The organism is Candidatus Eisenbacteria bacterium (genome assembly GCA_035577985.1).
Taxonomy (GTDB): domain Bacteria; phylum Desulfobacterota; class Binatia; order DP-6; family DP-6; genus DATJZY01.
In genome coordinates, this window is the sequence record DATJZY010000019.1 from 18,236 (window position 1) to 33,443 (window position 15,208).

Annotated in this window: 14 protein-coding genes; 9 read left to right on the forward strand and 5 right to left on the reverse strand. The window is 71.2% G+C overall.

Translation table 11 applies throughout. The annotated features are described in order from the left end of the window. Nucleotides 1–115 precede the first annotated feature (115 nt). From VMS22_02335 to VMS22_02355, 5 genes are read left to right on the forward strand one after another with little or no spacing between them, the layout of a single operon-like run. Nucleotides 116–2,659 carry a GH116 family glycosyl-hydrolase gene (locus VMS22_02335; protein HXJ32850.1) on the forward strand — a complete coding sequence of 848 codons (2,544 nt, stop codon included), beginning with the start codon at nucleotides 116–118 and terminating at the stop codon, nucleotides 2,657–2,659. Further along, complete coding sequence (locus VMS22_02340) at nucleotides 2,656–3,528, forward strand: SDR family NAD(P)-dependent oxidoreductase (protein ID HXJ32851.1); 873 nt, start codon at nucleotides 2,656–2,658, stop codon at nucleotides 3,526–3,528. The genes VMS22_02335 and VMS22_02340 overlap by 4 nt, the downstream gene beginning before the upstream one ends. Then, nucleotides 3,525–3,893 carry an EthD domain-containing protein gene (locus tag VMS22_02345; GenBank protein ID HXJ32852.1) on the forward strand — a complete coding sequence of 123 codons (369 nt, stop codon included), beginning with the start codon at nucleotides 3,525–3,527 and terminating at the stop codon, nucleotides 3,891–3,893. The genes VMS22_02340 and VMS22_02345 overlap by 4 nt, the downstream gene beginning before the upstream one ends. Then, nucleotides 3,890–4,939, forward strand: a complete 1,050-nt coding sequence (locus VMS22_02350; protein ID HXJ32853.1) for a GHMP kinase — start codon at nucleotides 3,890–3,892, stop codon at nucleotides 4,937–4,939. The genes VMS22_02345 and VMS22_02350 overlap by 4 nt, the downstream gene beginning before the upstream one ends. After that, the gene (locus VMS22_02355; GenBank protein HXJ32854.1) at nucleotides 4,936–5,793 is read left to right on the forward strand and encodes a GNAT family N-acetyltransferase; all 858 of its coding nucleotides are present in this window, start codon (nucleotides 4,936–4,938) and stop codon (nucleotides 5,791–5,793) included. Before VMS22_02350 ends, VMS22_02355 begins: the two co-directional genes overlap by 4 nt. 201 nt (nucleotides 5,794–5,994) lie before the next feature. Here VMS22_02355 and VMS22_02360 read toward each other — a convergent pair whose 3' ends face one another. After that, nucleotides 5,995–6,996, reverse strand: coding sequence for a glycosyltransferase family 2 protein (locus tag VMS22_02360; protein HXJ32855.1), 1,002 nt, complete (start codon nucleotides 6,994–6,996; stop codon nucleotides 5,995–5,997). A gap of 69 nt (nucleotides 6,997–7,065) precedes the next feature. On the opposite strand from VMS22_02360, the gene VMS22_02365 reads away from it, so the two are divergent. Continuing rightward, nucleotides 7,066–9,837 (forward strand): MMPL family transporter, encoded by a 2,772-nt coding sequence (locus VMS22_02365; GenBank protein ID HXJ32856.1) that lies wholly within the window; start codon nucleotides 7,066–7,068, stop codon nucleotides 9,835–9,837. A 3-nt stretch (nucleotides 9,838–9,840) separates the two neighbouring features. On the opposite strand, the gene VMS22_02370 is transcribed toward VMS22_02365, so the two are convergent. Next, complete coding sequence (locus VMS22_02370) at nucleotides 9,841–10,035, reverse strand: hypothetical protein (GenBank protein HXJ32857.1); 195 nt, start codon at nucleotides 10,033–10,035, stop codon at nucleotides 9,841–9,843. Nucleotides 10,036–10,239: 204 nt separating this feature from the next. Between VMS22_02370 and VMS22_02375 the strand changes: the two genes are divergently transcribed. The 3 genes from VMS22_02375 to VMS22_02385 all read left to right on the forward strand — a co-directional run bounded on the left by VMS22_02375 (nucleotide 10,240) and on the right by VMS22_02385 (nucleotide 13,099). After that, a complete protein-coding gene (locus VMS22_02375) occupies nucleotides 10,240–10,671 on the forward strand; it encodes a zinc ribbon domain-containing protein (GenBank protein ID HXJ32858.1) in 432 nt (143 codons plus the stop codon). A 16-nt stretch (nucleotides 10,672–10,687) separates the two neighbouring features. Continuing rightward, nucleotides 10,688–11,824, forward strand: coding sequence for a thiolase family protein (locus tag VMS22_02380; GenBank protein ID HXJ32859.1), 1,137 nt, complete (start codon nucleotides 10,688–10,690; stop codon nucleotides 11,822–11,824). 141 nt (nucleotides 11,825–11,965) lie between these two features. After that, nucleotides 11,966–13,099, forward strand: a complete 1,134-nt coding sequence (locus VMS22_02385; GenBank protein ID HXJ32860.1) for an Hsp70 family protein — start codon at nucleotides 11,966–11,968, stop codon at nucleotides 13,097–13,099. A 36-nt stretch (nucleotides 13,100–13,135) separates the two neighbouring features. Here VMS22_02385 and VMS22_02390 read toward each other — a convergent pair whose 3' ends face one another. From VMS22_02390 to VMS22_02400, 3 genes are all read right to left on the reverse strand, one after another. After that, the gene (locus VMS22_02390; protein HXJ32861.1) at nucleotides 13,136–13,852 is read right to left on the reverse strand and encodes a DUF4412 domain-containing protein; all 717 of its coding nucleotides are present in this window, start codon (nucleotides 13,850–13,852) and stop codon (nucleotides 13,136–13,138) included. 41 nt (nucleotides 13,853–13,893) lie between these two features. Next, nucleotides 13,894–14,367 carry an SRPBCC family protein gene (locus VMS22_02395; GenBank protein HXJ32862.1) on the reverse strand — a complete coding sequence of 158 codons (474 nt, stop codon included), beginning with the start codon at nucleotides 14,365–14,367 and terminating at the stop codon, nucleotides 13,894–13,896. 67 nt (nucleotides 14,368–14,434) lie between these two features. Continuing rightward, nucleotides 14,435–15,175, reverse strand: coding sequence for a ZIP family metal transporter (locus VMS22_02400; protein HXJ32863.1), 741 nt, complete (start codon nucleotides 15,173–15,175; stop codon nucleotides 14,435–14,437). Nucleotides 15,176–15,208 lie beyond the last annotated feature (33 nt).

A 15,208-nucleotide genomic window follows, 5' to 3' on the forward strand; every position in this document is an offset into this window, starting at 1 on the left:
CGCCTGGGTTTCCAGCACGACGGTACGGCGGCCCCGCCTTTCCGATGCCATCAAATGCAATGGCCATGCCGGTGAACGTTTGACCCGGTCGGCGAGGCTCGGATAGCGACTCGGCATGCCGCTGCGGGCGGGCTTCGATCCCTCGACCGGGACCTACATCGATGCGCGCGCGACCCGCGGCTTTCCGATGGGCGGCATCGGCGCCGGTGGCTTCACCCTGGCGACGGACGGCGGGTTCGGCGAGTTCCGGTGGAACAACAACTGGATGTGCCCGATCCGGAACGTGCGCGGCGCGTTCCACGCGCTCTTCGTGGCGCAGCAGGATCGCCGCCGGATGGTGATGCTGCGCCGCGCGCGCGAGGACGAGTACGCCGGCGTCGAGCCCGTGCGCTCGACGATCTTCGCGGGCATGCCGCCGGCCTTCGCGCTCGCCTTCGAAGACGAGCTGCCGGTCGAGGTCGCGCTCGAGGGATTCACGCCGCACGTGCCGCACGACGTGCGCGACTCGACCCTTCCGGCGGCCGTCTTCCGCTTCCGGATCGAGAGCCGCTCCGACGCGCCATGCGACGTCGCCGTCCTGTTCGCGCTCGAGAACCTGCTCGGACGCGGCGGCACGGGGCACCTGGGCGTCGAGCTCGGCCCCGCGCAGGAGCTGACCGGCGTGCGCGCCCGCATCGTCTACGACGGCGTCGCGGGCGACTTCCAGGAAGCGGCGGCGGTGGGCGTGCGTCGGGGCGTCCGCTTCCGCACGACGCAGCGGTGGGACGCGCGCGCACACCGCGCCGGCGTCGTCGGCGAATACCTCCTCCTGGCCGAGCCGGCGCCGGGTCTCGAGATCACGGTCTGCGACGGGTTCGATGCCGGCGGCGCGCGGCCGTTCGTGCTCGACGACTTCGCGCGCGACGGTCGCATCGAGTCTCGCCAGTCGGGGCGCCTCGGCGACGACGAGGGCCATCGCCCCGCCGCCGCCGTCGCGGCGCGCACCCGGCTCGCCGGACGCGCCGTCGCGGAGATCGTGTTCGTGCTCGCCTGGTGGACGCCCGATCACGTGACCGAGCCCGCGCTGGCCGTGCGTGGCACCGACGGCCCACACGACGGCACGCGCGTCGGGCACGTCTACGAATGCCACTTCGCGTCCGTCGACGCCGTCGCGGCACACGTCCTCGACCACCGCCGTCAGCTCGAGCACGGTTCGACCGAGGTGACGGCGCTGCTCGAAGCCTCGACGCTCCCGCACTGGCTCGTGCGGGCGCTCGGAAGCTCGATCGACTCGACGCTCTGCAACACGATCGTGCCCGCGAGCGGTCGGATGTACACGCTCGAAGGGCTCGACTGGCACTGGCCGATGGGTGGCCTCACCGGCACCAATGACCAGCGCCTGTCCGCGCACCCGTACACGTCGGTGTTCTTCACCGACCTCGACGTGACCGAGCTCGACGAGTTCCGCCGTCTCGCCGACGCGCGCGGCGCCATCCCGCACGGTAACGGCAACTGCGACCTCGGCCTCGGCACGACCGACGTGCCGTACGGCTGGCCGATGTTCATCAAGGACTTCCTGCCCGCCAAGGAATGGACCGATCTCACGATGTCGTTCGTCCTGCAGGCGGGGAAGCTCTGGCGGACGACGGGGGATCGCGACCTGCTCGACCGCTTCTGGCCTGCGATGGTGCGCGGCATGGAGTACCTCTCCGGGATCGCGCCGCACGGGGTGCCGGAGGGCGGCACGACGTACGACGTGTGGGACTTCCCGGGCACGTTCGTCTACACGGCCACGCTCTACCTGGCGGCGCTGCGCACGATGCAGGATGCCGCCCGGGCGGCCGATCCCTCGCTCGCCGGCCGCTACGAGGAGCGCTACACGGTCGCCGCGCGTCGCACCGACACGCTGTGGGACGCACGCGGCTTCTACCGGAGCTGCGAGACGATCGATTCGATCTTCACGGCCGCCCTCGCGGGCGATTGGGCCGCCCGCTACGCCGGGCTCGATCCCGTCGTCGACCCGTCGCGGGCGGCGAGGCACCTGCGGCATCAGCATCGCGTGCTCGTCGAGGGCGCGGAGCGGGCGTCGGCGCGCCACCCGGCGCTGCCGTGGTCGGAGGCGACGTTCGACGGCGAGAAGCGCACGCACCGCCTCGCGGCGGGGCTCTCCGAGGGCGAGGAGTTCACGTACGTCTGGCAGGTGCTGTCCTACCAGGCGATGGAGCAGGTCTACCTGGGCGAGGTCGCGGCCGGGCTCGAGACGATGCGGCGCTTCTACGAGCGCCTGTGGGACGACGGCCATGCGTGGAGCGGAGGCCTGCGCGGCAACGGCGAGTCCGTCTACATGACGCACCCGGTGATCTGGGCGGTGACGAACGCGCTCACGGGCGCGGCGCTCGACGTGCCGGGTCGGGCGCTCCATCTCTCGCCGCGGACCGGAGGCGAGATCGCACACCTCGTGTGCCCGTTCTTCTTCCCCGCGTTCTGGGCGGTCCTTCACTACCGTCCCGGCGCCGGGCGGATGACGGTGGAGGTCGTGCGCACGTTCGGCGAGCCGGTCGAGATCGATCGCGTCGTCCACCGGCCGCTCGCGGGCCCGGTGCGCGTGCACGAGCTCGGCCGCACACGCATGACGATCGGAACGAGGTTCACGGTCGCAACCGAGGAGGGATCGACATGAAGGAGCTTCGCGACAAGGTGGCGGTCGTGACGGGTGCCGCGAGCGGCATCGGACGCGCGCTCGCGGGGGCGCTCGCCGCCGAGGGCATGCGGGTCGTGCTCGCCGACGTGGAGGCGGGTGCGCTCGACGAGGCGGCGCACGAGATCGCGCGCGCCGGCGCGAAGACGATCGCCGTGCGCACCGACGTCTCGGAGAGCGACGACGTCGAGGCGCTCGCCAAGGCCGCGCAGGCGGCGTTCGGCGGCGTGCACGTCGTCTGCAACAACGCGGGCGTCTCGGTCTCGGGCCTCACGTGGATGCACACGCTCGCCGACTGGCAGTGGGTGCTGGGGGTGAACCTCTGGGGCGTGATCCACGGCGTGCGCACCTTCGTGCCGATCCTGCTCGCACAGGGTGGCGAGGGGCACATCGTCAACACGGCCTCGGTGGCGGGTCTCGTCTGCGCCCCCGGCATGAGCGTCTACAACGTGACCAAGCACGGCGTCGTCGCGCTCTCCGAGACGCTCCATCACGAGCTGCGCTTGATGGGCACGCAGATCGGCGTCTCGGTCCTGTGCCCGGCGTACGTCGACACGCGCATCATGGATTCGGGCCGCAATCGCCCTGCGACCCTCGCCGACACGGCGCAGGAGCTTCCGGGACGGGCCCAGCTCGAGCAGATGGCCCGCGATCTGCTCGCCGCGGGCATGCCGCCCGCGAAGGTCGCCGCGGTCGTCGTGGACGCCATCCGTGCCGACCGCTTCTACGTCCTGTCGCACCCGGAGTGGAAGCAGTTCGTGCGGGCGCGCGTCGACGCCATCCTCGAGGACCGTAACCCGCCGCAGGCGGCGGTCGAAGCCCTCCTGAACAATCCCGGAGCCCCCCGATGACGAAGCTCGTGTTCTGCCTGCGGCGGCTCTCGCACCTCTCGCGCGAGGAGTTCCAGCGCTACTGGTTCGATCGGCACGCACCGCTCGTCCGCTCGCATGCGGCGGCGCTCCGCATCCGGCGCTACGTACAGACGCACACGCTGAGCCATCCGCTGAACGAGGCACTGCAGGCGTCCCGCGGTGGCCCCGAGGCGTTCGACGGCGTGGCCGAGCTGTGGTGGGACGGTCCGGACGACCTCGCGGCCGCCACGGCCACGCCCGAGGGCCGGGCCGCGGGCGCGGCGCTCCTCGAGGACGAGCGGAAGTTCATCGACCTCGAACGCTCGCCGCTCTTCGTCGCGACCGAGCGGCCGATCGTCGCGTGAGCGAGGAGCTCTTCGTCCCCGGACGGCTCTGCCTCGTCGGCGAGCACGCCGACTGGGCGGGCGCACATCGGGCGTCGCGCCCGGAAATCGCGCCGGGGTACTGTCTCGTCGCGGGCACCGATCAAGGTCTGCGCGCGGAGGTGTCGCGGTCGGACGCCGTCGAGATCGAGACGGTCCTGCCGGACGGCGGCGCACGCGGGCCCGAGCGCACGGCGGCACGCGAGGACGCGCTCGGAGCCGTCGCAGCCGCGGGAGGGTTCTTCAGCTACGCGGCGGGCGTCGCAGCCGAGATCGTCGGCCGCTACGGCACGGGCGGCGCGCGCATCCGCATCGTCCACGACGACCTGCCGGTGGGGAAGGGGCTGTCGTCATCGGCCGCGATCTCGGTCCTGGTCGCCCGCGCCTTCGGGCGGCTCTACGACCTCGGGCTGTCGCTCGGCGACGAGATGCGGCTCGCGTACGCCGGCGAGCGGCGCACGGGCTCGCAATGCGGGCTCATGGATCAGGTCTGCGCGTACGGACGGCGGGTCACGTTCCTCACCTTCGACGGGCCCGGCTTCGACGTCGAGCCGCTCGGGGTGGGCGGGCCGCTCCACCTGCTCGTCGTCGATCTCCGGCGCGGCAAGGACACGCGCCGCATCCTCGCCGATCTCAACGCCTGCTTTCCGGACGCGCCGGGAGCGCTCGCCGCCGGAGTGCGCGAAGCGCTCGGACCCCGCAACGCGCCCCTGGTTGCCGAGGCACGCCAGGCGGTCGCGACCGGCGACGCCCGCGCCCTGGGCGACGTGATGACGCGCGCGCAGGCCACCTTCGACGCGCTGGTCGCGCCCGCGTGCACGGAGCTGGCGGCGCCGCGGCTGCACGAGGTGCTCGCCCACCCGGCGGTCCGCGAGCTGGCGTGGGGCGGGAAGGGCGTCGGATCGCAGGGCGACGGCTGCGCACAGCTCGTCGCGCGCGGCGCGGCCGAGCGCGACACGCTCGCGTTGCGGCTTGCACGCGAGCTCGACGTCGGCACGCTGCCGCTGACGCTCGGGGAGGCGCGATGAGCGTCGTCGTTCGCGTCCTCGGTCCGGACGACGTGCCGGCGCTCGAGTCCTTCCTCCTCGAGCATCGCGACAGCTCGCTCTTCCTGCGTTCGAACCTGCGCACCGCAGGCATCGTCGACCGCGGCGAGCCGTACCAGGGAACATATGCCGCGGCGTTCGACGGTGATCGCCTGGTCGGGGTCGCGGCGCACTGCTGGAACGACAGCCTCGTCGTGCAGGCGCCCGCGGCCGTGGCGATCGTGGTCCGCGAGGCGGTGCGCGTGTCGGGACGCCGGATCCGCGGCATCGTCGGCCCGTGGGCGCAGCTCGTGGCGGCGCGGACGGCGCTCGGGCTCGACGGCGCTGCGACACGCATGTGCTCGCACGACGATCTCTTCGCCCTCGAGCTCGCAGCGCTCGTCGTGCCTGCACCGCTCGCCGAAGGCCGCGTGCATTGCCGTGCGACCCGCGCCGACGACCTCGACCTCGTCACCCGATGGCGCGTCGGCTACCGCACGGAGCTGATGGGCGGGGTGGACGGCCCCGAGCTCCGTCGCCTCGCGCGTGACGAGATCGAGCTGCTGCATCGCGCGGGATCGAGCTTCCTGCTCGAGAACGGCGGCGCCCCGGTCGCGTTCTCGGCGTTCAACGCACGCCTACCCGACGTCGTACAGATCGGGGGCGTATGGACGCCGCCCGCGCTGCGCTCGCGCGGCTACGCCCGCGCCGTCGTCGCCGGCTCGCTCGTCGCGGCGCGCGCCGAGGGCGTCACGCGCTCCATCCTCTTCACCGGCGAGGACAACCCGGCGGCGCAGCGTGCGTATGTAGCGCTCGGGTACCGCCGGATCGGGGACTATGGGCTGATCCTCTTCTGAGAGTGCTGTCGGGGACGCGAGGTCGGGGGCGAGGCTTCGGCTCCGCCGCGCGACAAAACACGATGCGTCTCGGCCCGACGCGGCGTCGCGCCGCTTCGCAGGCGCCTCCGCCTCGCCCCCGACCTCGCGCCGCGACGAAACGCGCGCTCGCGCCGGCCGCCCCGCGCTCCACGCCGCGGCGGAGACGCGCTCCGACGGAACTCACGCGGCGACGACGTAGTCGCGCAGCTCCACCCAGCCGATGTGGGCGAGGAAGCCACGGATCTCGGCGCGCGCTTCGGCGCCGGCGACCGAGGCGACGAGGCGCCCGCGCGGAAGGGCGGTCAAGCGCTCCGGCGCGACGACGGGTGCGCCGTCGATGCGGTTGCCGAGGCGTCCGGGATGGACCTCGACGACGTGCGACGGGCGTCTTCCGTGCGCGGCCAGCGCGCGGCGAAGGGCGCGACCGGTGCCGCCGTGGCCCCACAGGACGTACGCGCCGTCGCCGGCCAGAAAGCCGTCGGCGAGGAACGCCGCCTTGCAGGCGACGATGCGCTCCTGCGCGTAGACGGGGCTCGTGCGCGTGAGGCGCGCGGACCCGTCGCGCCAGGCGACGAGACGGCGCGGGACGACGCCGATCTCGTGCCCCGCGGCGAGCAGGCGCAGCACGAGGTCGTAGTCCTCGGGCCAGCCCGCGTCGCGATAGCGGAGTCGCGCCAGCACCTCGCGCCGGATCACGAGGGTCGGATGGCCGACGGGACACTCGACGAACGCCTCCTCGCGCACGCGCCGCGGGCCGTCGACGCTCCGGAGCCATCGCTCGTAGTCGCGCAGACCGTCGGTCATGCCGCGTCGCGGGAAGAAGCGCACGTGACAGCCGACCGCGGCCAGCGCCGGATCGGCGGCGAGGACCGCCGTCTGTGCGGCGAGCCGCCCCCGGCACATGACGTCGTCGGCGTCCATGCGCGCCACCAGCGGAGCGCGGCACGCGTCGAGCCCCGCCTCGAGCGCCGCGACGATGCCGCCGTGCGGAATCGCGACGACCCGGATGCGTGCATCACGCCGCGCGGCCTCCTCGGCGACGGCCCGTGTCGCGTCGCGCGAGCCGTCGTCGACGACGATGCATTCCCAGTCGGTCTCGGTCTGGCGCGCGAGGCTTCGCAGGCACGACGGGAGCGTCGCGGCGGCATCGTACGCGGGGATCAGGACGGAGACGCGGGGCACGCCGGGGTCATAGCGGCTTCCCGCGCCGTTCGCAGCCCGGCAATGGCCTCCGCTATAGTGCGGCGGCCGATGCTGCGGTTCGCTCGCTGGCTCGCCGAGAAGCCGTGGATCACGCTCGCCGTCGCCACCCTGGCGACGGCCGTGCTCGGCTACTACGCGCTGCAGATCCGCATCGAGAGCGCGCTCGACAGCGTGCTGCCCGCCGGGGACGAGTCGGTGACCTACTACCAGCGGGTCCTCGACACGTTCGGCAGTGACGACATCGGCGTCGTCGGCCTGCTCGCCGACGACCTCTTCGCGCCGCAGACGCTCGAGAAACTGAACCGCGTGACGCTCGCCCTCGCGAAGCTGCCGGGCGTCGAGAAGGTGTTCTCGCTCACCAACGCCCCGGACATCGCCGCCGATTTCGTCACGCCCCCGAAGCTGCTCCCGCGCATGCCGCCCGCGCCCGAGGACGTCGCGGCGCTCCACAAGCGGCTACAAGAGGTGCCGTTCTATCGGCGGAACCTGGTGTCCGACGACTACCGCGGCACGGCGATCAACGTCTTCTTCAAGCCCCTCTCGGACAAGGCCTACACCGACCTCAAGCTCGACGAGCAGATCGCGGCGATCCTGGCCGCCGAGCAGAGCGCTTCGGAGCACCTCTACTTCACCGGCGGGTCGCACGTGAAGCAGGCAGCGGTCGACATGGTGCGGGAGGATCTCTTCCGCTTCACACCGATCGCGGTCGCACTGATCATCGTCGTGCTGTGGATCTCCTTTCGCACCAAGCGCGGCGTCATCCTGCCCTTCCTGTCGGTGGTGACCCCGCTCATCTGGACGATCGGGATCATGGTGCTGACCGGGCACGCCATCAACCTCGGGACGTTCGTGCTGCCGCCGCTCCTGTTGGTCGTCGGATGCTCGTACGCCATCCACGTGATGGCGCGCTACTACGAGCAGACCGAGACCCGGACGGACCGCACCGAGGTCGTGGTACGGGCCTTCGAGCGCGTGTGGGTTCCGCTGCTCATCTCGGCGTTCACGACCGCCGTCGGCTTCGGCTCGCTCATGGTGAACCGCATCCCGGCGATCTTCCAGCTGGGCGAGTTCGCCGTCGTGGGCGTGCTGTGCCTCACGGCGAGCACGCTCGTGGCGCTCCCGGCGACGCTGGCCTTGTTGCCGGTCGAGCGCGTGGCTCGCCGCGCCGCGGCCGGCACGCCGCTCCTCAATCGCGTCCTCCAGCGGCTCGCGTGGGCGGCGTCGCATGCGCGCGTCCCGATCATGTTGGGCGCGCTCGCGATCGGCGTCGTCTCGCTGTTCGGACTTCGACGCATCCAGGTCGACGCCGACTTCCTCTACTACTTCACGCCGCGTGCCCCGGTGCGGGTCGACTTCGAGACGATCAACAAGTCGATCGTGGGCTCGAACCTCTTCAGCATCGTCATCGAGGGCGAGAAGGAGACGCTCAAGCGCTACGAGGTCCTGAAGCTCGTCAAGGACCTGCAGGGGTTCGTCGAGAGCCTGCCCGGCGTCACGTCGACCCTCTCGATCATCGACTATCTCGAGCTGCTCGAGAGTGGCCTCAACAAACCGACGGGAGGCGACCTCGAAATCGACGAGCAGGGCAACCTCGTTCCGGCGGCGCCGCCGCGGACGTTCTGGGAAGACCCGAGCAAGCTCGCGAACGTGCTCAAGATGGTCGCGACGAAGTCGGAGACGTTCAAGGGCGCCGTCACGCCCGACTTCTCGGCGGCGAACTTCGTCGTGCGCACGCGCCTCTCGGGCTCGCGGGCGATCGAAGAGACGCTGCAGAGGATCCGCACCTACATCGCGACCCACTTCCCGAAGGATCTCCCGGTGCATCTCACGGGAAACCTCGTGCTCCAGACCGGGACGACGTCGGACATCGTCGCCGGGCAGATCGAAAGCCTCTCGATCGCGCTCGGCGTCATCTTCATAGTGATGTCGGCGATGTTCCTGTCGCTGCGGATCGGGTTCCTGGCCATCATCCCGAACGTCCTGCCCATCGTGATCTTCTTCGGCGTCATGGGCTGGCTCGGCATTCTGCTGAACCTCGGCACGAGCCTCATCGCGGCGATCGCGCTCGGCATCGCCGTCGACTCGACCGTGCACTACATGGCGCGCCTCAACCTCGAGGTGAAGGGCGAGACGGACCAGACGGCGGCGATCACGCGCGCCGTGAAGACGGTCGGCGTGCCGATCTTCTACACGACGGTGGCTCTGTTCTTCGGCTTCCTGACATTCGCCTTCTCGAGCTTCGTGCCGATCCAGAACTTCGGGGTCCTCTCCGCCGTCACGATGGCGACCGCGCTGGTCGCGAACCTGCTTCTGCTGCCGGCCGTCCTCGGGACGACCAAGATCATCACGCTGTGGGACCTGGTCGGCGTGAAGCTCGGCGAGGATCCGGCGAGCACGATTCCGCTCTTCGCGGGCTTGCGTCCCTCGCAGGCGCGCGTCGTCGTGCTCATGGGCGAGGCGAAGAAGTTCCGGCCCGGCGAGACCATCATCCGCGCGGGCGAGATGGGCGACGAGATGTACGTCCTGCTCGACGGGCGCAGCGAGGTGTGGATCGGCGACGGCGAGGGCGAGCGCAAACGCGTCGACGAGCTGCGGCGCGGCGACGTCTTCGGCGAGATGGGGCTCGTGCGGCACGTCGAGCGCTCTGCCGACGTCGTCGCCGCGAGCGACGTCGAGGTGCTGGCGGTCGACCAGCGCTTCCTGGACCGCGTGCAGCGCCGCTACCCGCGCATCGCCTCGAAGGTGTTCCTGAACCTCTCGAAGATCCTCTCCGACAAGCTCGAGCGCACGAACCGCCGCGTCGTGGCGGCGCGGGCATAGCCCCTACAGGCGGAAGTGGTCGCCGAGATCGAGCCCTGGGCGCGACACGATGAGGCGCTCGACGTCCGCCATGTCGAGAGCGACGCGCCGCGGGTCGTTGCTCGAGGCCTGCACCTTGAGGCCGATGACGTCCTCCGCCTGCAGCACCGGGACCGTCTCGGCGCCGAGCACCGTGTGCGCCTCCGCACGAGCGACCATGTGGCATGACGGTGGGCGGCGAGGGCGACGCCGCCGATCAGCGCAAAGGGGATGCGCTCGTCGCGCAATGCCCTCACGACGGCGTCCAGTGTCGCGCGAAGATCCACGGGTCCACGATCGCTCGTAGGCCGTGCCGCCGCGCCGGGCAAACGTGCGCTCGCGCGGCTGGATTTCGCCGGCGGGGCGTGCAACGTTCCGCCCCCTATGAGCGAAGCGCCCAGGCCCCGCGTTCCCATCAAGGAGGGGTATTTCACCATTCCTGCCGACCCGGCGGCGCCGCCGCGGGTGGTCGTGTCGCGCTGCCAGGACTGCGGCGAGCACTTCTTTCCGAAGCGGATGGTGTGCGCGAAGTGCCTCTCGCGGAAGCTCGAGACGACCGAGATCGCGGCGCGCGGCACGCTCTACAGCTACACCTGGGTGCACATGCCGCTCTTCGGCTCGATGCGCGTCGAGCACATGGACGGCTACGGCGTGGGGCAGATCGATCTGCCCGAGGGACCGCGCATGCAGCTTCCGCTCGCCGGCAAGCGCGACGAGTACAAGGTCGGCATGCAGCTCGTGGGCGAGGTCGAGCCGCTCCGCGAGGACGCCGGCCGCGACGTCTGCATCCTCCGCTTCCGGCCTGCCGGAAGCTGATCCAAGGACACCGACGATGAACAAGGTCGCGATTCTGGGCGTGGGTATGATCCGGTTCGGCATGTTTGCGAACCGCAGCGTGCACGAGATGGCGTGCGAGGCTGGCAATGCCGCGCTCGACGACGCCGGGCTCTCGTTCAAGGACATCGACGCGGTCTACGCGGGGCAGATCTTCCATCCGGCCCTGACGGCGACGCGCGCCGTGAAGGAGCTGGGGCTGACCGGCGTGCCCGTCCAGCGCATCGAGAACGCGTCGGCGACCGGCTCGTGCGCGCTCCGCGAGGCGTTCCTCGCCGTCTCGGCCGGGCACTACGACCGCGTGCTCGTGCTCGGCTTCGACAAGATGACGCAGGTGATGGGCTCGGCGCCGAGCCCGCAGGAGATGGAGGAGGCGATCCTCCCGGCCGCCTTCTTCGCGATGTGGGCGACGCGGCGCATGCACGAGCGCGGCACGAAGCCGGAGCACCTGGCGCGCATCGCGGCCAAGAACTGGAACAACGGCGCGCTCAACCCCATGAGCCAGCGGCAGGCGAAGGAGACGGTCACGCCCGAGCAGGTGCTGGCGTCGAAGATGGTCGCCTGGCCGCTCACCGCGATGATGTCGTGTCCGATCGGCGATGGCGCCGCGGCGGCGATCGTGTGTCGCGCCGACCTGGCGAAGAAGTACCAGCCCGGCAAGCCCGTCGTCCGCATCGCCGCGTCGCACCTCGGCTCGGAGAAGTACGAGCGCGGCCATCTCTTCATGGGACCCGTCGTCGGACCCGCCCAGATGAGCCGCGACTGCGCGAAGCACCTCTGGGAGCAGACCGGCATGGGGCCGAACGACATCGACCTCGTGCAGGTGCACGACGCGTTCGCGATCGAGGAGCTCGAGTACTACGAGCTGCTGGGCTTCTGTAGGGAGGGCGAGGCCGAGAAGTGCATCGAGGAGGGACGCTTCGCGCCCGGCGGCAAGACGCCCTTCTCGACCGACGGCGGCCTCATCGCGCGCGGGCATCCCGGGGGCCCCACCGGCCTCGCGCAGATCTGGGAGACGGTGCACCAGCTCCGCGGCACGGCCGGGAAGCGCCAGGTGCCGAACGCACGCGCGGGTCTCTGCCACATGATGGGCGGCGGCAGCGTGTGCGCCGCGCACATCCTCGTCAAGGAATAGCGCACGACGTCGCGGTCGATCGGCATCGACTTCGGCACCACGAACAGCGCGGTCGCGGTCGCCGCGCCGGGCCGCGCGCCACAGCTCGCCGCCTTCGCCGACGGCGCCGACCGCACGACGACGTTCCGCTCGCTGCTGTACGTGGATCCGGAGGCGCCCGGGGCGAACGGCATGCCGCCGCGCGTGTCGGCGGGTCCGGCCGCGATCCACGACTACCTCGTGACCGGACAGCGCGGCCGGCTGATCCAGTCGATCAAGGCGCATCTCGGGAGCCGGCTCTTCACGTCCACGAACCTCTTCGGCGTCCAGTACCACCTGGAGGACCTGGTGGGGCTCCTGGTGCTCCGGCTGCGGGCGGCGGCCGAGTCGGACCTCGGCGACCTCGGACGCGCCGCCGTGTGCGGGCGGCCGGCCCGCTTTTCCGGTGCCGAGTCGCCCGAGGACGACGCGTTCGCCGAAGGGCGCCTGCGCGCCGCGCTCGCGACCGCGGGCTTCGACGAGGTCGTGTTCGAGTACGAGCCGGTGGCGGCGGCGCTCGGCTATCGCGAGCGCCTCGATCACGAGGAGCTGGTGCTGATCGCCGACTTCGGCGGCGGCACGAGCGACTTCTCGCTCGTGCGCCTGTCGCCGACCGACGCGGAGATCGTCGGCGTCGACGGCGTCGCGGTCGCGGGCGACGCGTTCGACGGGCGGCTGATCCGCCATCTCGCCGCGCCCGGTCTCGGGCTCGGCTCGGAGTATCGGACCGCGTTCGGGCGCATCCTGCCGGTGCCGCTGTGGCTCTACGAGAAGGTCGAGCGCTGGGATCAGCTCTCGTTCCTGCGCAGCCGCGAGACGACCGAGCTGCTCGAGCGCCTCCACCACGAGGCGCTCGAGCCGGAGAAGGTGGCCGCGCTCCAGCACCTGATCGAGGGCGAGCTCGGGTTCCAGCTCCATGCGGCCGTCGAGCACACCAAGCACGCGCTGTCGCACGACGAGGTCACGGCCTTCGCGTTTCGCGATCCACCGATCGACCTCGGCTCGCGCGTCGCGCGTGCGGCGATGGACGAATGGATCCGCAACGAGCTCGCAGCGATAGCGCGGACGGTGGACGGGCTCGTCGCGCGCATCGGCGTCGCGCCTGCCGACGTCGACACCGTGTTCCTCACCGGCGGCTCGGCGTTCGTTCCCGCCGTGCGGCGCCTGTTCGCCGATCGCTTCGGCGCCGACCGCCTGCGCGGCGGCGAGGAGCTGACGACGGTCGCGACGGGGCTCGCGCTGCGCGCGCGCGGCTAGGCTAGACCGACCCAAGATACGTCTTGGGCCGGCGTCCTAGTTCGGCGGGCCCGGCAGCGCCTGCAGCGTGAAGCCGGGGGGCACCGTCAGGACCTCGGCCGGCGGGCTTCCTTCCTTCACCTCGACCACCTCGTTCGACACGAGGAAGGTCTGGCCGCCGGCCTTGGTCTCGATGCGGGTGCGGAGCGGGAACCCCGGGAGCTGCGCCATCGCCGCGCCGAGCTGGCGGCCCGGGCCGCGCGACGCCCCGGCCGACTGCTCGATGCTCTGCCAGCGCTGGAACTCCGGCGGCTTCGGGATGGCCTGGGTCGTCCACACCGAGCCGTCGTAGGGGCCGCCCTTGAGGCTGTACTCCGACGCTTCGTAGCCGGCGATCTTGGCCGTCTTGCCGGTGGGCTTCACGGCGACCGGCGGCCCTTCCTCGAAGAGACCGCCCATCATCTTCCTCGCCTCGGGCGGCAGCTTGTCGACCTCCTTGCGGAGCGCGTCCATCTGCGCGGCGAGGTCGTCGAAGGTGACGACGTGGTAGGTGCGCTTGGTCTTGTCGGCCGCGGTGATCGTCTGGGTGTTGAGATCGACGATCGTCCGCGCCGTCGGCGAGTCGTTCACGACCTTGCTGCCCGCGAAGTACACCGTCTCGTCGCGGGGCTTCGTTCCCGGCACACCCGTCTCCGAGCGCTGCAGGACCACCAGGTCCTTGGCGAGACCGGGCGTGGCGAGCGTGAGGGCGACCAGCGCGAGAGCGATCCGCATGGGACCGTGTACGGAACGACGGCCGGCGGCGCAAGGCGCGCTCAGGATCGATCGACGAGCTCGGGATGGAACTCGGGATGGCGGTCGAGCCACGCGGCCGCGCCCTGCATGGACTCTTCGTTCTTCTTGTTGATGAAGCGATAGATCCGTCCTTCGAACCAGCGCAGGACGGGCGTCTTCATGTGGAAGCGCTCGCGAAAGCGCAGCCGCGTGCGGTTGGGTCCCACCGGCTCGAGCACGACCGAGCCTTCGAGCCCCGAGCTCAGCATCATGTAGTCGTAGCCTTTGCCCGGCCTGACGTTCTTCACGAGCTCGAAGGATTGGCCCCGCCGCCCGAGTGGTAGCGGGTACACCACCCGGCGCAGGAGCCCGTTCCCGCCGCCGTCGCCCGGGTAGACGATCTCGACGTCGAGCACGGCGGGCGCGAACTCCTTCCACAGATCGTAGCGCTGGAAGAGCGACCACAGGCGCGGCGCCGAATGCGGCAGCTCGACGGTGTACTCGTGCTCGCGCATGACGTTCTACAGATGCACGCACACGGGGGGTGGCTGTCAACGATTGCGGCCGAGCCGCCGCCGCGACTCAGACGCCGAGGGCCCCCAGGAGCTCCTCGGTCAAGTAGTAGAGGACGACGCCCGCGAAGACGCTGAGCGCGATCCGCGTGCCGCCCTCCTTGTTCACCTCGGGGACGAGGTCGGACGCGGCGACGTAGAGCGTCACGCCGGCCGAGATCGCGAGCGCCCAGCCGACGAGACCCGGGAGCGCCACCATGACGAGCCCGCCGACGATGCTGGCGGCGCCGACGATCGCCGCGGCGCCGAGCGCCTGCTGGCGCGTGCCGTGCGCGGCGAGGACGACCGAGGCGATCGCGAACCCCTCGGGCGCCTTGTGCAGGACGATCGCCGTGAACAGGAGGAACCCGAGCGCCGGATCGACGATGAAGCCCGACCCGATCGTGACGCCGTCGAAGAAGCTGTGCACCGCGAGCCCGACCAGCGCCGAGACCGACGCCGCGCGGTCCCTGTGGTGCTCGTGGTGGGTCTCCTCGCCGAAGTGGAAGTGGGGCGCGACCGTGTGCTCGAAGAGATGGACCACGAGATAGCCGGCCAGCATGAGGACCGGCGCGTGCGGGACGAGGCGCGTGCTCTCGGGGATCAGCTTCAGCAGCACCGCGGCCAGCATGAAGCCCGCGCCGAGCGCGACGAAGTAGCGCAGGAGCCGGACGTCCCACTCGCGCCGCGCGACGAACATGCCGCCGAGGACGTTGGCGGCCGCCGCCACGCCGATGCAGGCGAGCGAGAGCAGGACGGGCCCCTCCAGCACGGGGGCGGTCTGTAGCCTATCGACTGTGGCCAG